Origin of the sequence: Gillisia marina (genome assembly GCF_000258765.1) — a bacterium.
Lineage (GTDB): Bacteria > Bacteroidota > Bacteroidia > Flavobacteriales > Flavobacteriaceae > Gillisia > Gillisia marina.
The window spans coordinates 1-22,199 of the sequence record NZ_AJLT01000064.1 but is presented as its reverse complement, the minus strand read 5'-3'; the positions used below and the strand labels follow the sequence as shown (position 1 = coordinate 22,199).

At 35.2% G+C, this 22,199-nt stretch carries 18 protein-coding genes, 3 tRNA genes and 5 pseudogenes; 11 read left to right on the top strand and 15 right to left on the bottom strand.

Features of this window, described 5'->3' with window-relative positions; genetic code table 11:
* Window positions 1-1,454: pseudogene (locus ON07_RS15625) on the bottom strand (phytoene desaturase family protein); the annotation flags it as partial.
* The gene (locus tag ON07_RS13035) at window positions 1,454-2,353 is read right to left on the bottom strand and encodes a MerR family transcriptional regulator (protein ID WP_010232261.1); all 900 of its coding nucleotides are present in this window, start codon (window positions 2,351-2,353) and stop codon (window positions 1,454-1,456) included. The pseudogene ON07_RS15625 and the gene ON07_RS13035, both read right to left, overlap by 1 nt.
* Before the next feature lie 213 nt (window positions 2,354-2,566).
* Here ON07_RS13035 and ON07_RS13030 point away from each other — a divergent pair, with 213 nt between their 5' ends.
* Entirely contained in the window at window positions 2,567-3,016 is a 450-nt protein-coding gene (locus ON07_RS13030; protein ID WP_010232260.1) for an RDD family protein, read from the top strand.
* Window positions 3,017-3,048: 32 nt separating this feature from the next.
* Here ON07_RS13030 and ON07_RS13025 read toward each other — a convergent pair.
* The 3 genes from ON07_RS13025 to ON07_RS13015 form a co-directional block, all read right to left on the bottom strand.
* Window positions 3,049-3,132, bottom strand: a tRNA-Leu gene (locus ON07_RS13025).
* 68 nt (window positions 3,133-3,200) lie between these two features.
* A tRNA-Lys gene (locus ON07_RS13020) sits at window positions 3,201-3,273 on the bottom strand.
* A 43-nt stretch (window positions 3,274-3,316) separates the two neighbouring features.
* Window positions 3,317-3,389: transfer RNA gene (locus ON07_RS13015), tRNA-Lys, on the bottom strand.
* Window positions 3,390-3,510: 121 nt separating this feature from the next.
* On the opposite strand from ON07_RS13015, the gene ON07_RS13010 reads away from it, so the two are divergent.
* Window positions 3,511-4,032 carry a shikimate kinase gene (locus ON07_RS13010; RefSeq protein WP_029331987.1) on the top strand — a complete coding sequence of 174 codons (522 nt, stop codon included), beginning with the start codon at window positions 3,511-3,513 and terminating at the stop codon, window positions 4,030-4,032.
* Here the strand turns inward: ON07_RS13010 and ON07_RS13005 are convergent.
* The 3 genes from ON07_RS13005 to ON07_RS12995 are packed head-to-tail and all read right to left on the bottom strand — an operon-like array spanning window position 4,024 to window position 5,528.
* A complete protein-coding gene (locus ON07_RS13005; RefSeq protein ID WP_010232255.1) occupies window positions 4,024-4,524 on the bottom strand; it encodes a phosphoribosyltransferase family protein in 501 nt (166 codons plus the stop codon). The genes ON07_RS13010 and ON07_RS13005 overlap by 9 nt on opposite strands.
* A gap of 6 nt (window positions 4,525-4,530) precedes the next feature.
* Window positions 4,531-5,112, bottom strand: coding sequence for a methyltransferase domain-containing protein (locus tag ON07_RS13000; protein WP_010232253.1), 582 nt, complete (start codon window positions 5,110-5,112; stop codon window positions 4,531-4,533).
* Window positions 5,109-5,528, bottom strand: coding sequence for an RNA-binding S4 domain-containing protein (locus ON07_RS12995; RefSeq protein ID WP_010232250.1), 420 nt, complete (start codon window positions 5,526-5,528; stop codon window positions 5,109-5,111). The genes ON07_RS13000 and ON07_RS12995 overlap by 4 nt, the downstream gene beginning before the upstream one ends.
* Before the next feature lie 75 nt (window positions 5,529-5,603).
* Here ON07_RS12995 and ON07_RS15620 point away from each other — a divergent pair, with 75 nt between their 5' ends.
* On the top strand, window positions 5,604-6,341 hold the full coding sequence (locus ON07_RS15620) for an FKBP-type peptidyl-prolyl cis-trans isomerase (RefSeq protein ID WP_237708937.1): 738 nt from the start codon (window positions 5,604-5,606) through the stop codon (window positions 6,339-6,341).
* Window positions 6,342-6,610: 269 nt separating this feature from the next.
* Here ON07_RS15620 and ON07_RS12985 read toward each other — a convergent pair whose 3' ends face one another.
* The 3 genes and pseudogenes from ON07_RS12985 to ON07_RS15615 form a co-directional block, all read right to left on the bottom strand.
* Complete coding sequence (locus tag ON07_RS12985) at window positions 6,611-7,207, bottom strand: outer membrane beta-barrel protein (RefSeq protein ID WP_010232245.1); 597 nt, start codon at window positions 7,205-7,207, stop codon at window positions 6,611-6,613.
* 122 nt (window positions 7,208-7,329) lie between these two features.
* Complete coding sequence (locus tag ON07_RS12980; protein WP_010232243.1) at window positions 7,330-8,283, bottom strand: transketolase family protein; 954 nt, start codon at window positions 8,281-8,283, stop codon at window positions 7,330-7,332.
* Window positions 8,284-8,323: 40 nt separating this feature from the next.
* Window positions 8,324-9,170 (bottom strand): annotated as a pseudogene (locus ON07_RS15615) (transketolase).
* Window positions 9,171-9,345: 175 nt separating this feature from the next.
* Between ON07_RS15615 and tgt the strand changes: the two are divergent.
* From tgt to ON07_RS12935, 8 genes and pseudogenes are all read left to right on the top strand, one after another.
* Window positions 9,346-10,477, top strand: a pseudogene (tgt, locus tag ON07_RS15610) (tRNA guanosine(34) transglycosylase Tgt).
* Between the two features lies 1 nt (window position 10,478).
* Window positions 10,479-11,554, top strand: a pseudogene (locus ON07_RS15605) (LptF/LptG family permease).
* On the top strand, window positions 11,541-12,452 hold the full coding sequence (locus tag ON07_RS12960; protein ID WP_010232238.1) for a DMT family transporter: 912 nt from the start codon (window positions 11,541-11,543) through the stop codon (window positions 12,450-12,452). Before ON07_RS15605 ends, ON07_RS12960 begins: the two are co-directional and overlap by 14 nt.
* Before the next feature lie 59 nt (window positions 12,453-12,511).
* Window positions 12,512-13,465, top strand: a complete 954-nt coding sequence (locus ON07_RS12955) for an acetyl-CoA carboxylase carboxyltransferase subunit alpha (protein WP_010232235.1) — start codon at window positions 12,512-12,514, stop codon at window positions 13,463-13,465.
* A 168-nt stretch (window positions 13,466-13,633) separates the two neighbouring features.
* Entirely contained in the window at window positions 13,634-15,193 is a 1,560-nt protein-coding gene (dnaB, locus tag ON07_RS12950) for a replicative DNA helicase (protein WP_010232233.1), read from the top strand.
* 154 nt (window positions 15,194-15,347) lie between these two features.
* Window positions 15,348-16,571, top strand: a complete 1,224-nt coding sequence (locus ON07_RS12945; RefSeq protein WP_081483410.1) for an asparagine synthetase B — start codon at window positions 15,348-15,350, stop codon at window positions 16,569-16,571.
* A gap of 117 nt (window positions 16,572-16,688) precedes the next feature.
* Complete coding sequence (locus ON07_RS15600) at window positions 16,689-17,672, top strand: AI-2E family transporter (protein ID WP_081483409.1); 984 nt, start codon at window positions 16,689-16,691, stop codon at window positions 17,670-17,672.
* 58 nt (window positions 17,673-17,730) lie between these two features.
* Window positions 17,731-18,156: a secondary thiamine-phosphate synthase enzyme YjbQ gene (locus tag ON07_RS12935; RefSeq protein ID WP_010232226.1), complete on the top strand. Its 426-nt coding sequence runs from the start codon at window positions 17,731-17,733 to the stop codon at window positions 18,154-18,156.
* Window positions 18,157-18,302: 146 nt separating this feature from the next.
* Here ON07_RS12935 and rplT read toward each other — a convergent pair whose 3' ends face one another.
* From rplT to thrS, 4 genes and pseudogenes are all read right to left on the bottom strand, one after another.
* Complete coding sequence (gene rplT / locus ON07_RS12930; protein ID WP_010232224.1) at window positions 18,303-18,647, bottom strand: 50S ribosomal protein L20; 345 nt, start codon at window positions 18,645-18,647, stop codon at window positions 18,303-18,305.
* A 115-nt stretch (window positions 18,648-18,762) separates the two neighbouring features.
* Window positions 18,763-18,960 carry a 50S ribosomal protein L35 gene (rpmI, locus tag ON07_RS12925; RefSeq protein ID WP_010232222.1) on the bottom strand — a complete coding sequence of 66 codons (198 nt, stop codon included), beginning with the start codon at window positions 18,958-18,960 and terminating at the stop codon, window positions 18,763-18,765.
* A gap of 27 nt (window positions 18,961-18,987) precedes the next feature.
* Window positions 18,988-19,503: a translation initiation factor IF-3 gene (gene infC, locus ON07_RS12920; RefSeq protein ID WP_081483408.1), complete on the bottom strand. Its 516-nt coding sequence runs from the start codon at window positions 19,501-19,503 to the stop codon at window positions 18,988-18,990.
* A 58-nt stretch (window positions 19,504-19,561) separates the two neighbouring features.
* Window positions 19,562-21,509: pseudogene (gene thrS, locus ON07_RS15595) on the bottom strand (threonine--tRNA ligase).
* Between the last annotated feature and the right edge of the window lie 690 nt (window positions 21,510-22,199).

Below are 22,199 nucleotides of genomic sequence, written 5' to 3'. Positions count from 1 at the left end.
TTTTTGAATGAGTCCAGATACTAATTTTCCAGAAATTAGTGCAGGGGGAACTCCCGGGCCAGGAACAGTGAGTTGTCCGGTAAAAAATAAACCTTTCACTTTACTACTCATTAATTTAGGTCTTAAAAATGCGGTTTGCAAGAGGGTATTGGCCATTCCGTATGCATTCCCTTTATAACTATTATACTCTTTAATAAAATCATTCACGCAAAATGACTCTTTAAATATAACGTATTTTCTAACTTCTTGGTTTGAGAGTTTTTCGAATCTTGTTATAATCTTTTCAAAATATTCTTCTCTTAACTCAAGGCTATCCTCTAATCCAGGAGCCAACGGAATAAGGAAAAAACCATTCTCACAATTCTCGGGAGCAGTATTAGAATCTGTTACAGAGGTGAAATTGGCATAATAAAGAGGCTCGTCCGGCCACTTTGGGTTATCATAAATATCCTTGGCATGAGCTTCAAAGTCTACATCGAAAAATAAATTATGGTGCTCAACATTTTTCAGCTTTTTACTGAAGCCAACATAGAATAGCAAAGAGGAGGGAGCAAACGTTTTCTTGCTCCAATATTTTTTGGAATACTGCCTATATTTGGGCTCCAATAAAGTTTCACTGTGATGATAATCTGCTCCAGTTAAGATAATATCAGATATTATTTCTTTTCCATCGATACTAATGCTTTTTGCTTTTCCTTCACTAACATTAATTTTTTCTACGGAAGCACTGGTGTGAAAACTCACTCCTAAAGACTTAGCTAGAGAGATCATACCTTGGATTACTATATTCATTCCTCCTTGAGGTTGCCAAGTACCTAATCCAAAGTCGGCATAGTTCATAAAACTATAAAAAGATGGCGTGTCGCTTGGCTTTGCACCTAGAAATAATACAGGGAATTCTAAGATTTGAATTAGATTTTTATTTTTGAACTCTTTGCGAACATCTGCCGCGATAGTGCCAAAAAACTGACCTAATTTTTTAATTGTAGCCGGAGTTATAAGTTCCATTGGGGATACACCCGGCCTATATACCAAATCTTTGATGGCGATATCATAATTGCTTTGTGCCTGATCTATAAATTTTTTTAAGCTTTTTTAGAACTTCCTTTTTCTTCCTTTTCAAAAGCAGCATAAATTTTTTCTAACGTGTCTTCTATTGTTATGCTTTTTCCATCTTCAAAAAACACCTTATAAGCGGGGCTTAACTTATTTAAATTATAATAGTCAGATGGTTTTTTATCGAAATCTGCAAAGAAACGCTCAAACACATCCGGCATCCAATACCAAGAAGGCCCCATGTCGAATGTAAATCCATCTTTTTTAAATTGTCTGGCCCTACCGCCTAATTCTGCATTTTTTTCAAAAACGCTTACATTATAGCCATCTTTCGCTAAATAAGAAGCCGCAGCAAGCGATGCAAAACCAGAACCAATGATGCTAACCGTTCTACTCATTAATTTGAAAATTGGTTTGAAAATTCAGGGATAGACTTAAATAATTTTATATGCTTTGGTAAACTGTTAGGATCTATAGATTGAATCTTACTACCAAAAAGATTTAATTCCATTTTCGAATCTTTTCCTAAAACCGCATCAAATTGACTAATGAACTCAGAGAGATCTCTTGGTTCGGTGGTTAAATAGCTTATGAATGTGGGATTTGGATGAACCTCGAAAAGGTATCTCATATCCTGTAAAGGCATACTAGGTCCAAGATAAATAGTTTTTTTACGATGAAAACTGAGTTCATAATTCAAATATAAAATACCTAGATCATGAATTTCATTTTCAGGAAGGAAAAGCACAAAAAGTTCTTCTCCATCATATTCTTCAGACGAATCGAGTTTTGCAATATTTAAATATAGCTTTTGTTTGATCAATCCAACTAAAAAATGTTCATGTACAGGATTAATAGTATCTGTTTGCCATAAAAGGCCTATTTCATTTAAAAGAGGTATAAAGATCTCTAAGAAAATTTCTCGAAAACTTTTAGAATCAAGCAGATTTGTGTACGTTTTATGAAATAAGTTGGAATCAAAATTCACCATGGCAATCTTAAAAGAATTGATGGCTCTATTCTCTTCGCTAGCAGTAGCAGCAACCTCCTTCACCATTTTTCCTATTTCAGAATCGTTTAATTTTGCGATTCTGGAAATCTTATATCCGTGCCCATTTAAAAAGGTGATATTTAATATTTTCTGAAGATTTTCGAGATCATAAGTTCTAATATTAGTATCCGTTCTAGTTGGAGTTAAAATATTATACCTCTTTTCCCATATTCTAATAGTATGAGCTTTTATCCCACTTAGATGCTCTAAGTCTTTTATGCTGAAATTTTGTTTAATGTGTTCCATAGTGTGCGTGAAGCAATATAGGCAAATCTACATAAAATACGGCGTGATTAATTTGAAGGAATGTTAAATTGTTTAATTATTTTGTTAAATAATTAAACAAAATAATTTAGAGATAAATTTATTGTTTAAACAGACATGGATATTTAATACGGGTATTGATTTTTAAATGATATTTTCGCACTCAATTTAGATCAAAAAAATAATCATCGAAGAATGGAGCAGACTCCTGAATATCAATATAGAATAGCCTCTAAGGGAAAGCGTCTTTTAGCACATTTGTTGGAAGGAGTTATTTATCTTTTTATCACCTTATTATATTATTCAATACTTGGAAATTCCATGGATGATTATTTGAATCGTGAAATAAATATTGCAGATTTTCTTTATTCTGCCCTATCATCCATAATAACAGGCTTCATTTTTTACCCTGTATTTTCAGGAAATTTAGGACATAAATTATTGGGTTTAAAAGTGATTTCATCCAAATCTGGAGAGGAATACAAATTTGCTTCAGATGGAGCGCTTCGTGAGTTGCTAAAATACTTAGGCGGATTTTTAATTCTTCCTGTAGTTTGGCTATTATGGGATAAAGAGAATCAGAATTTATACGATAAAGTTACAGAAACTTTCGTGGTGGAAAATTACACTAAAGGAAAAGAATAAAAATAGGTTTAAAAGGAGTGGAAACTAAATAGTACCCGGAGCGGGACTTGAACCCGCACGCCCTAATGGACACATGGCCCTCAACCATGCCTGTCTACCAATTCCAGCACCCGGGCAAAATGCACGATTAGAAATATAATTCCTAAAGGGCTGTAAAAGTAATTTTAGTGAGACTAAAATTTAGTGATCTGGCTGGGGCTCGAACCCAGGACCCTCTCCTTAAAAGGGAGATGCTCTACCAACTGAGCTACCAAATCTAAAATTGTAAAGAACGTATGGAAATTAATCCAAAAAATTAAGTGATCTGGCTGGGGCTCGAACCCAGGACCCTCTCCTTAAAAGGGAGATGCTCTACCAACTGAGCTACCAAATCCTGACTTGCGTTGTTTTGCAAATGCGGGTGCAAATATACTATCATTAATTTATTTTTCAAGAGGAATTTGATATAAATTTGCAAATGTTTTAAATTAATTTCTAAACTCCTCTTTTTCAGTATGAAAATATTTCTATCAGGTTATATGGGTTCCGGTAAATCTGTAGTTTCGCAAAAATTATCCACAAAATTATCGTTTCCGTTAATAGATATAGATGATCAAATTTCCCTAATTGAAGAATTAACCATTCCTGAAATTTTTAAATTCAAAGGTGAACTCTACTTTAGAAGAATGGAGACTAGGATATTGGAAGATGTGTTAGAAGACCCTAATGATCTTATTGTAGCATTAGGTGGAGGAACTCCTTGTTATGGTACCAATTTAGACCTAATTAAAAATTTCCCGGAATCTAAAATGGTGTATCTAAAAGCTTCGGTTGAATTTTTAGTGAAAAGATTATTTAAGGAAAAGTCCCAAAGACCAATGATTAGTCATTTGGAAACAGAAGATGATTTGGAAGATTTTGTTAGAAAACATTTGTTCGAGCGTGGATACTACTACAACCAAGCCGATTTGGTAGTAAATGTTGAAAATCGTACTCCTAATGAAATAGCGAAGGAAATAGTTGAAAAACTAAAGTAATTCTACTTTATCTCTTCCTTTCGAAAAATTCACTTTTACGGTTTCGTTTAATGATGTTGAAAGGGAAATTCCTTTAAAATCTGCTTTTACGGGATACTTTTTGTGACTTCTATCTACAAGAACGGCTGTTTTAAACTGCTTTAATGGCACTTCTAGAAAATGTTTAATTCCGTATATCAAAGTGGTTCCGGAGTTGAGAACATCATCTATTAGAACGATAGATTTATCTTGATATTCCGATGCCGATAGTGATGTTTTCACACCATTTAATGGATTTTTCTTATCAAGTTTAACCTCACATAAAATAATTTTTAAATCTGAAATTTCCTCTAAAACTGTTTTAAGTCTATTTGCAAAAACAAATCCGCTCTTTGCAATTCCGGCTAGGATAAGCTCTGTCTCATTCACATTGCTTTCGTAGATCTGATACGCAATACGTTTAATTTTATGATGAATTTGCTCGTTGTTGAGAATCTTATTGGAGGTCGGCATAGACTATTAATTTTTTTTAAAGATAAAAAACAATTCATTCCCGGATCTTGGAGAAATAGAATTATAGCATTTTTCTAGTTTCAACAGTTTAAAATAAGGTTGAAATAGTTCTTGATATTCCTTTTGAGTACCACCAAAAGGAGGACCTGAAGTTGTTAGAGGAAAATCAAAAAGCAGCCCAACCAATTTACCATCCGGATATAATAAATCCTGCATTTTTTCAGCATATTTTGGTCGTAGGTTGATGTCTAGGGCGCAAAAGAAAGTTTGTTCTAGAATTAAATCGAACTGTAAATCTAAAGTGAAGAAATCCTGCTGCAATAAATGTTCTGAAGAAAAACTAGGCACTCTGCTTTTTAAGTTCTCTAATGGCTCTTTAGCTATATCTACAACAAAAACATTAGTAAAACCTTGAAGATGCAAATACTCTGCTTCATAAGAATTCCCAGAACCGGGAATCAATATTTTTTGGGTTTTATCTTCTAGTTGATCTATGTATTCCTTCAATGGCGTAGAGATGGCGCCAATGTCCCATTTTATTCTGCTTTCTTTATAGCAATTAGACCAGTATTTTTCGTCTAAAATCATTCTTTGTCCTTTTCCTCTTTATTTTCTAATTCGATTTCCTTTTCATCTTTCTTCTCTTCAAACCAATCATCTATATCTCTTCGATCTTTTTTGGTTGGTCTTCCAACTCCCTTTTTTCGATAATAATCCTTGGAATATTTAAGTAATTCCATTTTTTCAAAAGCCTCTTTTGGAGTGATATCGTTAATATAAAGCCCAACTAGTTTTGCGCCTAACCTACTAGTTGGAACATCTAACACCTCTATTTCGTAATTAATCTGATTCTTTCTAATGCTAATTTTATCCTGTGGAAATACATCTCTGGAAGGTTTAACATTCGCTCCTTTTATCTTGACTTTCCCCGTCTTGCATGCGTTCGTAGCTAAACTTCGTGTCTTGAAATATCGCACACACCATAAAAACTTATCAACTCTCATATTAGCTTCTTAAAACTGTCTAAATCCTAAGCAAAAATACAAGATTATTGTATCTTGCGTGCTTAAATTTACCTAATGATGAGATTGACAAAATTGTTTATTTTAATAGTGCTAACAAGCATTTCTATAATATCCTGTAAAAATGATGATGATAGTAGTGGGCCAGATGTAGTTCCTATAAGAGATCGGGGAGAACAGGCTATAGCTGATGACGAGGCATTAATATCCTATTTGCAGACACATTTTTACAATGAAGAAGATTTTCAGAATCCCGTAGAAGGATTCGATTATAGAATAAAATTTGATTCTATTGCCGGTGCAAATTCAGATAAGACACCCCTTATTGATTCAGATTTGTTAACAACAAAAGTGGTTAATCGAAATGATGTGGATTATACCATTTATATCTTAAAAATTAGAGAAGGAGTTGGAGCGCATCCTACTTTTGCAGATTCTACATTTCAAAATTATAGGGGAGAATTATTAAATAGAATTTCTTTTGATAATACTGCAAACCCAGTTTGGTTTGATCATCCGGGGGCGTTGTCTCAAGCGAATCCTGGAATTGCTGTCGTAGCATTAACAGAAGCTTTAATTGAATTTGGTGAAGCCTCAGATTTTACTGTGAATGCTGACAATACTGTTACATTTACCGATGATTTTGGAGTAGGTGCAGTTTTCTTGCCTTCTGGCCTAGCTTACTTTAATAATCCAACATCAAATATCCCGGCGTATAGCCACTTATTTTTAGTTTTCAGCTGTATAAAGTTAACGAAGCAGATCATGATCAAGATGGAATTCCTTCATATCTAGAAGATTTAGATAATGATAGGATTGTTGCAAATGATGATTCTGATGAGAATACTATTCCTGATTACCTGGATGCAGATGACGATGGAGATGGAACCTTAACCAGAGATGAAATAACTATCAATGAGGATGGAACAGTTACTTTTCCGGATACTAACGGAGATGGAATTCCAGATTATTTAGATAAAGAGACTTTCTAAAACTGTTTACAGTTATAATAAAAAATGCCACGAATAATTTCGTGGCATTTTTTATTATGTTTTATCCTATGCCTAGTTAAGCGTGTAAGAAACACTCAAAATCCACTGGGAAGGTCTAGAGTCAATTTTAAAATTGCTGTCAAAAGCAGCTTCTCCAAAAGCATTATTTTCTTCAAATGCTCCTTCGTATCTGGCATCGAAACCTAAATTCCCGAATTCTACTCCTAATCCAACCTGATATCCTACGCTAATTTCATTTTCTACATCAGAGATACTTAAATTGGTGTTCTCTAATTCATTTTTTAAAATATATTGAAAGGAGGGTCCTGCTTTAATGTTTAGGGGACCTAAGACATTTAAACCAACTAAAACCGGAGCATCAATTTTAGTTATATTATAATCGAATTGTCCATAATCTGTGCTGAGTTTAGTATAAACCACTTCAGGTTGAAAGAAAATACCAAGGAACTCTAATTTTGCAAATGCTCCTAAATGATATCCTGTTTTTTCTTTACCATCTACAACCGTAGCTGCATCTCCCATTACTTGAGAGTAATTTTCGTATTCTCCGGTAGCTCCATAATTAAGACCACCTTTTAGTCCATAAGTAGCCTGAGCCATTGCTGTACCCCCGATTAAAAAAAGGCTAAGTACAATTAATTTTTTCATAAGTTCAGTTTTTCTATTTGAGTATAGATAACGCAGAAAATATGCCAGTTATTTCCTGCTAAAAAGTTTAAACCCTTCAAACGCTAGGATTGAAGGGTTTAAGTATAAAAATTATTTAACTCTTATTTGCGTTTTAAAACTTTTTCTGAAGCCTTTACAATTGCCTCGGCATTCAATCCATATTTTTCCATCAACTGCTCTGGAGTTCCACTTTCTCCAAAGGTGTCTTTAGTAGCAACAAATTCCTGTGGAGTAGGGAGATTTTCTGCCAATGTTCTGGATACACTTTCTCCTAAACCTCCTAAAAAGTTATGTTCTTCAGCGGTAACAACACAGCCAGTCTTTTTTGCTGAAGCTAGAATAGCTTCTTCATCTAAAGGTTTTATGGTATGAATATTAATCACTTCGGCACTAATTCCTTTTTCATTCAATTGTTCAGCAGCCTGCAAAGCTTCCCAAACTAAATGTCCGGTTGCGATAATCGTTACATCGGTTCCTTCAGTTAAATTAACTGCTTTTCCAATTTCGAATTTTCCTTCTTCCGGGGTGAAATTTGCCACTTTTGGCCGCCCAAACCTTAAGTAAACAGGTCCTTGAAAATCTGCAATCGCTAATGTTGCGGCTTTGGTCTGATTGTAATCGCAAGTGTTAATTACTGTCATCCCTGGAAGCATTTTCATCAATCCAATATCTTCCAAGATTTGGTGTGTTGCTCCATCTTCACCTAAAGTAACTCCTGCGTGAGAAGCACATATTTTTACATTTTTTCCTGAATAGGCAACACTTTGTCTAATCTGATCGTAAACTCTTCCGGTAGAAAAGTTCGCAAAAGTACCCGTAAAAGGTATTTTTCCACCAATGGTCATCCCGGCAGCAATCCCAATCATGTTAGCTTCAGCAATTCCTATTTGAAAGAAACGTTCTGGATGATTCTTTTTAAAATTGTCCATTTTTAATGATCCGGTAAGATCTGCACAAAGGGCAACAACATTTTCGTTGCTTTTCCCAAGCTCAGTTAAACCTGCACCAAAACCAGATCTTGTATCTTTATTTCCTGTATTTGTGTATTTTTTCATTTTGTCTGAATAATATTTCTAAAAGAAATAGCGATTAAAATTAATAGTCTCTAAGAGTCTCCGGGTTCTGCTCTAATGCATTTTCTAGTTGCTCATCGTTTGGGGCAACTCCATGCCATTTATGAGTATGCATCATAAAATCTACACCATGACCCATTACTGTTGTCATTAAGATACAAACCGGTTTTGCTTTTCCGGATCTGCTTTTCGCTTCTTTTAAGCCTTCAATAACCTTAGTAATATTATTTCCTTCTTTTACTTCTAAAACATCCCATCCAAAAGCTTCGAACTTCGCTTTAAGGTTACCCATTGGTAAAACTTGATCTGTAGCACCATCAATCTGCTGCCCATTAAGATCTACAGTAGCAATAAGGTTGTCTATTTTATTTCCTGCAGCGTACATAATTGCTTCCCAATTCTGCCCTTCTTGTAGTTCCCCATCTCCATGTAAAGTATATACTATGTGAGAATCCTTATTCAATTTTTTTTGCTTCCGCAGCACCAATTGCTACAGATAAACCTTGACCTAAAGAACCAGATGCGATTCGGATTCCAGGTAATCCTTCGTGAGTTGTTGGATGTCCTTGCAATCTCGAGTTAATCAATCTGAAAGTATTTAATTCTTCAACAGGAAAAAACCCGCTTCGCGCCAATACGCTATAAAATACAGGTGAAATATGACCATTGGATAAAAAGAAAAGATCTTCACCTATTCCATTCATATTAAAATCACTGCTATATTCCATAACCTCTTGATATAGGGCTGTGAAAAATTCGGCGCAGCCTAAAGATCCTCCAGGGTGACCTGAATTTACTTTGTGAACTTGCCTTAAAATGTCCCGGCGAACCTGGGTAACAAAATTTTCTAATTCTTTAGTTTGTGGCATTGTGTTGTGTTGTTATTTTTTTTGAATGTTGCAAAAATAAGTTTTTAAATACGTATCGCAAAGCTAGAAGATACCAGTTATCAACGATTTGTGTTTAATAGCTAACAATTTTTAAATTCTTGGCTCTTTTATATGAGCTTTACTTAAGTATCTTTGCAGCTATTTAAAATATATTATGAAGTTTAACCTTTTGGCCAAAGATCCAAAGAGTAATGCTCGAGCAGGGGAAATTACTACAGATCATGGCGTTATTGAGACCCCAATTTTTATGCCCGTTGGAACCGTTGGTTCTGTGAAAGGGGTGCATCAACGAGAATTAAAAGAAGATATTAATCCAGATATAATTTTAGGGAACACCTACCATTTGTATTTAAGACCTCAAACCGAGATCTTAAAAAAAAGCCGGTGGTCTTCATAAATTCATGAATTGGGATAGAAATATACTTACCGACAGTGGAGGATATCAAGTTTACTCACTTTCAGAAAGAAGAAAAATTAAGGAGAATGGGGTGAAGTTCAAATCTCATATAGATGGTTCTTATCACACCTTTACTCCAGAAAATGTAATGGAAATTCAGCGTGTAATTGGAGCCGATATTATTATGGCTTTCGATGAATGTACTCCATACCCATGCGACTATAAGTATGCAAAACGCTCTATGCACATGACGCATAGATGGTTGGATAGATGTATTGCGCACCTTGAGAAAACTCCATTTGAATATGATTATAGTCAGGCATTTTTCCCGATTGTTCAAGGGAGTACTTATAAAGACCTTAGAAAACAATCTGCGGAATATATCGCTTCTGTAGGAGCTGAAGGGAATGCTATTGGTGGATTATCTGTAGGAGAACCGGCAGAAGAAATGTACGCGATGACCGAAGTGGTTACAGAAGTATTGCCAGAAGATAAACCAAGGTATTTGATGGGAGTAGGAACTCCAATTAATATTTTGGAGAATATCGCATTGGGAATAGATATGTTCGATTGTGTGATGCCTACAAGAAATGCAAGAAACGGGATGCTTTTTACGGCTCATGGCACTATCAATATCAAGAATAAAAAATGGCATGACGATTTCTCTCCTATAGATGAAATGGCTATCACTTTTGTAGATATCGAATATTCTAAAGCATATCTGAGACACCTTTTTACGGTAAATGAATTACTTGGTAAGCAAATTGCTACCATTCATAACCTAGGTTTTTACCTTTGGTTGACCCGTGAGGCTAGAAAACATATCTTAGCCGGGGATTTCGCCAGTTGGAAAAATAGGATGGTGCAACAAATGAATAAGCGACTGTAATTTGAAAATATTAGATTGGTACATATTAAAACGCTATTTGGGAACTTTCATCCTGATGCTTTTATTATTTATACCCATTGGTATTACCGTAAATCTTGCTGAAAAGATCGATAAGATCTTGGAAAATGAAGTGCCATTTATAGAGGTTGCTGCGTATTATCTGGATTTTACCATCTATTTCGCCAACCTTCTTTTTCCGTTGTTCTTATTTCTCTCGGTTATTTGGTTTACTTCAAAACTGGCTAATAATACAGAGATCATCGCTTTTTTGAGTAGCGGTGTGTCGTTTTGGCGATTTTTAAGACCTTATCTAATTGGAGCTACTATTGTGTGTATTGGTGCTTTAATCTTAAGTATGTACCTAGCTCCTAAAGCAAGTAAAGGCTTTAATGAGTTTAAATATCAATATTTAAAAAAAGGGGGAGAAGTCCAAGAGACCAGCGATGTGTATAGGCAAATCAATGATAATGAATTTATCTACGCGAGTAACTTTCAGCCTAAATCTAAATCTGCCAGAAATTTCACGTTAGAGCATTTTGAAGGAAATAAAATGACAATCAAATTGAGTGCTTCTAGCTACAATATAATGATGCCGATAGTACGTACACCCTAAGTAATTTTGATAAAAGAATAATAGGAGAAGAAGGAGATCAAATTTTTCATCAACGCACCTTAGATACGATTCTCCCATTTGAATTTGATGAATTAACCCCTGTAACCTATATCGCAGAAACTCTTAATTACAACGAGCTTAACGATTTTATAGAGCAAGAGTCTAGGCGAGGTTCCGGAAATATGAATAGGTATTTGGTGGTGGCTTATAAAAGGTGGAGTTTACCTGTTTCTGCATTTATACTTACCATTATTGCCGTTGCCGTTTCTTCAATTAAAAGAAGAGGAGGAATGGGAGTGAATCTTGCTTTAGGGATTTCATTGGCCTTTATTTTTATTTTCTTCGATAAGGTTTTTGGAACCTTGGCAGAGCAATCTACATTTTCACCTTTAATAGCAGTATGGTTTCCTAATGTAACCTTTGGGATTTTAGCTATTTATCTTTTGTTCAATGCCAAGCGATAAACTTAAAAGTTACCTCCATTTTCATGTTATCGTTTTTATTTGGGGCTTTACCGCAGTCTTGGGTGCATTAATTTCTCTGGAAGCAGTTCCTTTGGTTTGGTATAGAATGCTGCTAGCAAGCGGTTTCATTTTTTTATACATTAAATGGAAAAAACGAAATCTTAAAGTTTCAAAACGAAAATTAGCAGTATTAACAATTGCTGGACTAGTGATCGCTTTGCATTGGCTCACGTTTTTTGGCGCTATTAAAGTGTCCAATGTCTCTATTACTTTAGCGCTACTTTCCACAGGGGCTTTTTTCACATCGATTCTTGAACCTATTTTCTATAATCGAAAATTTTTGGGTTATGAAATCCTCTTCGGTTTATTGGTGATTTTAGGATTGTATATTATTTTTCAAGTAGAAACAGAATATACACTTGGAATCATCTTAGGGCTAATTTCAGCTTTTTTATCTGCTGTTTTCACTTTAATGAACGGAAAGTTAATACAGGATACGGCCCCTTCTGTGATTTCATTTTATGAGCTTTTAACCGGAGTAATAGCTATAAGTGTTTATCTAGTTTTTTTATCTTTTAATAGTGAAGGGAATAAAGGATTCAATCCTGCCTTTTTTACCATTTCTTCTGAAGATTGGTTGTATTTAATAATTCTAGCATCTATTTGTACTGCCTATGCATTTATTGCTGCAGTAGCTGTAATGAAGCATTTAAGCCCATATACGATCATGCTTACAATCAATTTAGAGCCTATCTACGGAATATTTTTGGCTTTTTTGATATTTGGTAGTAAGGAGCAAATGAACCCACAATTCTATTATGGAGCCTTGCTAATTCTCTCTACTGTGATCATAAATGGGTATCTTAAAACAAAACGAAAAATTAATAAGATATCTTAGGAATTCTTCCTTTTAAAGTTTGTTATATTTGTAAGCTAATTAAAACAGAATAACTTAATATGGAATATTTGGATTTTGAATTACCCATTAAAGAGTTAGAGGAACAATACCAAAAAGCTTGTAATATAGGTGCAGAAAGTGACGTAGATGTTACTGCTACCTGTAAACAAATTGAAAAGAAATTAAAAGAGACCAAAAAAGGGATCTATAAAAATCTTACGGCTTGGCAACGTGTTCAACTTTCAAGACATCCTAACAGACCTTATACTTTAGATTATATAAAAGCTATTTGCGGTGATACTTTTCTTGAACTTCATGGGGATAGAAATGTAAAGGACGATAAGGCCATGATTGGCGGACTTGGTAAAATTGGAGATCAGAGTTTTATGTTTGTGGGTCAACAAAAAGGATTCAACACGAAAACTAGACAATATCGCAACTTTGGGATGGCAAATCCTGAAGGATATCGTAAAGCATTACGCTTGATGAAATCTGCTGAAAAATTTGGAGTTCCTGTAGTTACTTTTGTAGATACTCCGGGAGCATATCCGGGCTTAGAGGCAGAAGAAAGAGGCCAAGGGGAAGCCATTGCAAGAAACATATTAGAAATGACTCGCCTAAAAGTGCCAATTATTGTGGTAATTATTGGAGAAGGTGCAAGTGGTGGTGCCTTAGGAATTGGAGTAGGGGATAAAGTACTTATGTTGGAAAATACATGGTACTCTGTAATTTCTCCGGAATCCTGTTCTTCTATTTTATGGAGAAGCTGGGAATATAAAGAAGTTGCGGCAGATGCTTTAAAACTTACCGCAACAGATATGAAAAAACAAAAGCTGATAGATGAAATTGTAAAGGAACCATTAGGGGGAGCTCATACTAATAGAGAGGAAACTTTTAATACGGTTAAAGAATCAATTTTAAGTGCTTTTGGAGAATTTCAAAACTTATCACCAAAAGAATTGGTTAATAAAAGAATGGATAAATATTCGAATATGGGTGTCTTTAAAGATTAATTCTTTCTTAGTCACTCTTTCAAAAAAATCCGAAGTTGATACTTCGGATTTTTTTTGGCCTTATCAACAAAAAAAACCAAGTTATCAACAGGTAATTTGTTCATTACCTGTGAACTAAGTGAAGCCTTTTAATTAAGGATATCTTAACAAATTATTTACATTCGTAATATGGAAAAAGTTACAATCCCCCAAAATCTAAAATACGGCCAGGGCAACGTTATAAACCTTGAAAAAGGAAAAATACCACCACAAGCTGTTGATTTAGAAGAGGTTGTGCTTGGGGCCATGATGATAGATAAAAAAGGTGTAGATGAAATAATCGACATTTTACACTCCGATGTGTTTTATAAAGCTGCTCATAAACATATCTATGAGGCCATCTACAAACTTTTTGAAAATACCGAGGCGATTGACTTATTAACCGTTTCCAATCAGTTGCGCAAGGACGGAAATTTGGACAAGGCAGGAGGGGAGTATTATTTAATTCAACTTACTCAAAAAGTTTCTTCCTCTGCGCATATAGAATTCCATGCCCGTATTATTCTTCAGAAATATATTCAGCGAAGTCTTATCAAAATTTCAAATGAAATTATTGAACAGTCATATGATGAAAGCACAGATGTATTTGATCTATTAGATACAGCCGAATCTAAATTATATGAAGTTACTCAGGGAAATATCAAGAGATCTTCAGAAACAGCACATAGCTTGGTTATTCAAGCAAAAAATAGAATTCAGGAAATTTCGAATAAAGACGGTTTAAGTGGAGTGCCTTCCGGCTTTGATAAGTTGGATAAGCTTACTTCCGGTTGGCAGCCAAGTGATCTAATTATTATTGCTGCTCGTCCTGGTATGGGAAAAACGGCATTAACTCTTTCCATGGCTAGAAATATTGCTGTTGGCCATAACCTTCCGGTAGCCTTCTTTTCTTTGGAGATGTCAGCTGTTCAGCTTATAACCAGATTAATTTCTTCTGAAACAGGATTGTCTTCAGAAAAATTAAGAACAGGGAATTTAGAAACCCATGAATGGGAGCAATTAAATGTGAAAGTTAAAGATCTAGAGAAGGCGCCTTTATTTATAGATGATACGCCCTCGCTATCTATTTTTGACCTTAGAGCAAAAGCTAGAAGATTGGCTTCTCAACATGGTATCAAGATGATTATGGTAGATTACTTGCAATTAATGACGGCTGGAAGCTCGGTTAAAGGGGGGAATAGAGAACAGGAAATATCCACGATCTCTAGAAACTTAAAAGCCTTGGCGAAGGAATTAGCGATTCCGGTAATCGCATTATCACAACTTTCGCGTGCTGTGGAAACTCGAGGAGGAAGTAAAAGACCTTTATTAAGTGATTTGAGGGAATCTGGAGCAATCGAGCAGGATGCCGATATTGTTTCATTTATTTACCGCCCCGAATATTATAAGATTGATGAATGGGATGATGAAGAACGATCTCCTACAGCTGGTCAAGGGGAGTTTATAGTTGCAAAACACCGTAATGGTGGCTTGGAAAATGTTCGATTAAAGTTTGTTGGACATCTCGGTAAATTTGATAACTTAGATGACTTTGACTCACCATTTGGAGAATTTCATTCAAAAATGAATGATGGGGAGAATGAAGATCCATTTGGAGGTAATAAATTACCAAGTCCTTCGGCAGATGAAGCCTTTGGAAGCTCGATGAATGACGATTTTAATGATGATGATAGCGACGTGCCATTTTAAAACTAAATTTTATGACTATTTAAAAGTAGTTCCCAAACCCTATATACATACAAAACCTACATGTTGTGTTGAGAGTGTATTCTATTCCAACCAATATAGTTACCAATTACCCCCCGGTATAAAAAAGTTATTTTTTGTACTGGGTTTATTTTTTATGTCTTTTCAATTACAAGCCTCTCAGATACTAATTCCTATGGATGCTGAGACTCAAGAAAATCATTTAAAAGCTTACGGAATTACCTATTTTGCCCTTCAAAATAATTTAAATGTACAATGGTTGCTAAATTATAGAGGCGGTTCTTTTCTGATTTCAGATACAGAAACTTTACGAAGAGAATGCAAAATTAGAGGTGTTTCTTTTGAAGTATTAAGCGACGCAAAATCAGAATCTATACTTGAAGAGATCCAAAGTCCTTCCCGAAACACGGAAGCAGTAATTTTAGAAAAAGCTCCTAAAATTGCAGTGTATGCTCCAACGGGTAATAAACCTTGGGACGATGCGGTAACAATGGTGTTGACCTATGCTGAAATTCCTTATGAAACAATATATGATGAAGAGGTGCTGGGAGACGCTCTAATTTTATATGATTGGCTTCATTTACACCATGAAGATTTTACGGGACAGTATGGAAAGTTTTATAGAAATTATAGAACTACCCCGTGGTATATAAAGGAAAAAGCAGATGCTGAAGCATTAGCTAATAAGTTGGGTTATTCTAAGGTCTCTGAAGAGAAACTAGCGGTAGCTTTAAAGATTAGAGATTATGTAATTGGTGGAGGCTTTATGTTTGCAATGTGCAGCGCAACAGATAGTTTTGATATTGCACTTGCAGCAGAAGGTGTAGATATCGCTGAGCCTATGTTCGATGGGGATCCTAGCGAACCGGGTTATCAATCTAAGATCGATTTTGAGAATACGTTTGCTTTTACAAATTTTATTTTAGAGCGAAACCCGATGATCTATGAGTTCTCTTCTATAGATATGACAGATAAAAGGCAGATAGCTATGACTACAGATTATTTTACTTTAATGGAGTTTTCTGCTAAATGGGATCCAATTCCAACCATGTTAAATCAGAATCATACAATATTGGTGAAGGGTTTTATGGGCCAAACAACTGCATTTAATAGAAGCACCTTAAAATCTAATATTTTAGTCCTTGCTGAAAATAAATTGAATGAAGAAGCTCGATATATCCACGGAATAAAGGGGAGAGGATTTTTTACGTTTTATGGAGGCCATGATCCTGAAGATTACCAGCATAGAGTAGGAGACCCCAAAACCGAATTGGAATTACATCCTAATTCTCCCGGCTATAGATTGATCTTGAATAATGTTTTGTTTCCAGCCGCAAAGAAGAAAAAGCAAAAGACGTAGTGACTAATAATCACCTAAAATAACATATGGAAAAAACAGATAATTTCGGCAGGAATAACACCAAAACTATTTTTATAGCATTAATGATGCTTTCAGGTTTTGCACTTCTTGTTTTTCATGCTAATTTTTTTCTTTTGGTGTTTGCAGGGATCTTTTTTTTCAGTGTTGCTTAATTTTGTATCTAATTGGATTGTTAGTAAAACACCTCTAAAATATGGAATGGCTTTATTTGTTGTTCTCCTTATTATTACGATGGCCTCATATCTAATAATATTGTTAATTGGGACATCTATTGTGGAGCAGATTCAGGAGATGACACAAACTTTACCTCGATCTCTTCAGAATCTCAAGGATCAAATCTCCAAAACCTCCATTGGTCAAGCTTTATTTAATGAGCTTCCTAATGATCTAGGGGCACTATTAGAAAGTAGGGATAAGGTAATGTCTAGAATTGTTGGCTCATTTTCAACAACTTTAGGTGCCATAGCAAACTTCTTTATTATAATAGTTACAGGTATATTTTTGGCAGCAACTCCCAGTATCTATACCAAAGGTTTTATAAGGTTATTTCCATTAAATTTTCGGGCAAGATTAAGGGAGGTTATGTACAAAACACAAAATTCTTTAAGCCTTTGGATGACGGCTAAATTAATTTCAATGTTGGTAGTTGGGATTTTTACTGCAATTGGTCTTGTAATTCTTGGAATGCCTATGCCTTATGCATTAGCTTTAATAGCTGCATTATTTTCATTTATTCCTAATATAGGGCCTTATCTAGCACTAGCTCCGGCAATACTAATTGCTCTAATGCAGGGAGGTAATATGTTTATTTATGTACTTATTCTTTATTTTGGAATTCAGATAGTGGAAAGTTATTTGATTACACCTTTGATCGAGAAAAAGATGGTGCAGCTTCCCCCGGCCCTTACCCTTTTCTGGATGGTGCTTCTAGGCTTGCTTACTGGAATTCTTGGACTTATAATGGCCACACCTATTCTTGCTGCACGTGTGGTTATTATTAAGGAATTATATGTAAAGGACTATTTAGAAGCTAAAAAGGAAGGGGATGCTAAGTTGGCTAAAAGCAGCTCGGTAAAATAAAGATGTTTAGGGGGCATACCTCTTATGATTAGTTGTATAGGGTAAGAAAAAAATGTAAATGAATAAGATCTTTCAAAAAGAATTCAGTCTCGTTCCACGGTCTAGGGGATTTCATTTAATCACCGATGAGATTGTAGATAATATTCCTGAATTATCTGAAATTACAGTAGGGATATTATACATATTTATTAAACATACTTCAGCCAGCTTGACAATTAATGAAAATGCTGATTCTACCGTAAGAGCAGATTTCATGACTCATTTCAATTCAATGGTACCTGAAGGGAAATCATCGTACAAACATAATTCTGAAGGGCCGGATGATATGCCCGCTCATCTTAAAACAGCTCTCTTGGATACTTCTTTACAAATACCCATCACCTCTGGAAGATTAAATTTAGGAACCTGGCAGGGAATATACCTATGTGAGCATAGAAATAAAGGAGGATCCAGAAAATTGATTCTTACTGCTATTGGCAACTAAATATTGTTTGCTTACAGGTAATTGAATTTCTACTTCTAAAAGAAATTTCATCTTTCTTAATAGCAACGTCCAATCTAGGTAATAAAAAAAACTCGCTCCATCGGAGCGAGTTTTTAAAAATATAAGAACGTTAATCGTGAAAAATATTATTTTACTTTGTTAACTATAGCTCCAAACGCTTCTGGATGGTTCATTGCTAAATCGGCTAAAACCTTACGGTTCAAATCGATTTTTGCAGCTTTTAAACCTCCCATAAACTGAGAATATGACATTCCGTGCATTCTAGCTCCTGCATTAATACGCACGATCCAAAGAGAACGGAAATTTCTTTTATTGGTTTTACGGTCTCTATAAGCATATAACATTGCTTTATCAACCGCATTTTTTGCTACTGTCCAAACGTTTTTACGACGTCCAAAGTAACCTTTTGCTTGCTTAAGAACCTTTTTTCTTCTGGCTCTCTTGGCAACTGAATTTACTGATCTTGGCATAATTTTAATTGTTTTTGTAGCAGGCGATTTAATAATTCAAAATTTTGAATTCTAAATTCTTTTATTTGCCTAGCTCCAGGGTTTTTAAATAGTTTAAACCATCAAAAACTTCAATCTACTTTAAACGTAGTTGAGTTTTGATATTGTTCTCATCGGCTTCATGTACCAAAGTACTGTGCGTTAGAGCAAGCTTACGTTTTTTAGACTTCTTTGTTAAGATGTGACTTTTAAACGCGTGCTTTCTTTTAATTTTACCGGTACCTGTAAGCTTAAAACGCTTTTTGGCACTGGATTTAGTTTTCATTTTAGGCATGCTCGTGTAATTTTATAATTAACGTTCTTATTTCGTTTTCTTAGGAGAGAGAAACATTGTCATACGTTTTCCTTCCAACTTCGGCATTTGTTCCACTTTTCCTATTTCTTCTAAATCTTGTGCAAGACGAAGAAGTAATATCTGACCCTGATCTTTAAAAACAATAGACCTTCCTTTAAAGAATACAAAAGCCTTAAGTTTGGCTCCGTCTTTCAAGAATTTCTCAGCATTACGCTTTTTGAATTCATAATCATGATCATCGGTTTGTGGACCAAATCGAATCTCTTTAACCACTACTTTACTAGCTTTAGCTTTTAAGACTTTTTCTCGTTTCTTTTGCTCATAGAGAAATTTCTTATAGTCCATCACCTTTGCAACCGGTGGTTTTGCATTTGGGGAAATTTCCACTAAATCTAGACCCTGCTCTTCAGCAAACTCCATTGCTTTAGAAGTGGGATATACTCCCATTTCGATGTTGTCGCCAACAAGGCGTAACTCTTCTGCCCGGATTTTTCCGTTAATGCGGTGTTGGTCTTCTTTAATTTCTCTTAGCGGTCGCTTCGATCTTTTTCTACGTATTGCTATGGCTATCTAATTTTAATTATACTTGAAACGCTTTATGCGTTCTTTTGATTTCGTTTTTTATTAAGTTGGCAAAGTCTTCAATTGGCATTGTGCCTATATCACCTTCCCCATGTCTTCGTACAGAAACTGTACCATCTTTCTCTTCTTGCTCTCCAATAATCAGCATATAAGGCACTTTGCTCATTTCAGCATCCCTTATTTTCTTGCCAATGGTCTCGCTTCGGTCATCCGATACGGCGCGAATTTCGTCATTTTCAAGCAATTCTAAAACTTTTTGTGAGTATTTTTCATATTTCTCACTGAGAGAGAGTACAATAGCTTGTTCAGGCATTAACCATAGCGGGAAATTCCCTCCGGTGTTTTCTAAAAGCACAGCAACAAAGCGCTCCATACTACCAAATGGCGCTCTATGGATCATCACCGGTCTGTGCATTTCGTTGTCACTTCCCTTATATGTCAGTTCAAAACGTTCTGGCAGATTATAATCTACCTGAATGGTGCCAAGTTGCCAGCTTCTGCCTAAAGCATCCTTTACCATAAAGTCCAGTTTAGGACCGTAAAATGCGGCTTCTCCGGTTTCAACTACATAGTTAAGGCCCTTTTCTTTTGCTGCCGAAAGAATTGCACTTTCAGCTTTTTCCCAAACATCATCACTTCCTATATATTTCTCTTTATTTTCTGGATCTCTTAAAGAAACCTGTGCAGTAAATTCATCGAAACCTAAAGATTCGAATACATATAAGGTAAGGTCTATTACTTTTTTTAAACTCAGAATCTAACTGATCTGGAGTACAAAAGATATGTGCATCATCTTGAGTAAAACCTCGAACACGAGTTAAACCGTGTAATTCCCCACTTTGTTCATATCTGTACACCGTTCCAAATTCAGCAAATCGCTTTGGAAGATCTTTGTAACTCCAAGGAGCCGAATTGTAAATTTCACAGTGATGTGGGCAGTTCATAGGTTTCAATAGGAATTCTTCTCCTTCATTAGGAGTATGAATTGGCTGAAAACTATCTGCTCCATATTTTTCATAATGACCAGAGGTCACATAAAGTTCCTTTTGGCCAATATGTGGAGTAATCACCATTTCATATCCGGCTTTTTTCTGAGCTGCTTTCAAGAAATTCTCCAAACGCTCTCTAAGCGCGGCACCTTTAGGAAGCCATAATGGCAATCCTTGTCCAACCTTTTGTGAAAAAGTAAAAAGTTGAAGTTCCTTTCCTAATTTTCTATGATCGCGTTTTTTCGCTTCTTCTAGAAGTTCTAAATATTCTTTAAGATCTTTTTGCTTTGGGAAAGAAGTTCCATAAACTCTTGTAAGTTGAGGATTGTTTTCGTTTCCTCTCCAATAGGCTCCGGCAACACTCATCAATTTTACAGCCTTGATGATTCCGGTATTGGGAATATGTCCACCACGACATAAATCTGTAAAGCTATCATGATCGCAAAAAGTGATCGTTCCATCCTCTAGATTCTCTATCAATTCAACCTTAAAAGGATTTTTTTGTTCCTTATAATATGACAAAGCTTCCGCTTTGGTGGTAGATCGCATACTAAACTCATGTTTTCCACGAGCGATTTCCAGCATTTTGTCTTCTATCTTCTTAAAATCGTTTTCAGAAATCTTCTGTTCCCCAAAATCTACATCATAATAAAAGCCATTTTCTATCGCTGGTCCAATGGTAAGCTTAGATCCTGGATATAAATTCTCAATAGCTTGAGCCATTACATGCGAGGTGGAATGCCAAAAAGCCTTTTTTCCATCTTTATCGTTCCAGGTATATAATATAAGACTGCCATCGGTTGTAAGTGGTGTAGAAGTTTCTACCACGGTATCTTCAAATTTTGCTGAAATTACATTTCTTGCAAAACCTTCACTAATACTTTTAGCTACATCCATGGGAGTAGTGCCGCTCTCAAATTCTTTAACAGTGCCGTCCGGCAAACTTATTTTTATCATTTCCATATATTAAGGAGGCAAAGATAATAGGTTATATGCGGTTGCACAATATACAGCGTCTATATATTCATCTTTATTATTAGGGTGTTCCCCCGATCCAAAAATCGGGGTCGGGCTATCCACGCTATCTTTTGGCTGTTTAAAATCATTTATAAATATATAGAGTGCTAAAAGCTTAATCAGTATATAAAGTAATTTAGATGATTCCAGCCAAAAGGATATTGTTGCTATCCCTAACACAAAAAAATTTAAAAAAGAGCTGAACTTGTGTACTATTAAGTGTAAATAATGCTAATTGCTGTTATATAATGGTATCAAGTTTTTTTTAAAAGTGCGCTAAGTTGGTAGGTGCGGAATTAAATAAATATGAATGCTTCGAGGTGAGAGAAGTCATCTTTGATAATTTTTAAGATTAAATCTAAAGGATTCCGATTGGTTCAAACAGGATCAAAAATTTTTATTAATCTGATTTGGAATTAATTAGAAAAAGATCGTATTTTTGTACCCCGCTTTTTTTACAAAGCGGTTAAAAAATTCTTGATATTTTTTAAATTAAACTTGCGCAGAAAGATAAAAGAACTGTATATTTGCGCCCCGCTTTGGGAGTAAGATACAGAGCGAAACAAGTTCCTTGATTAGTGAGATTGCGATGTAGGGTTTGGGAGTAAAAGTTCTCAAAAACTTTATCTA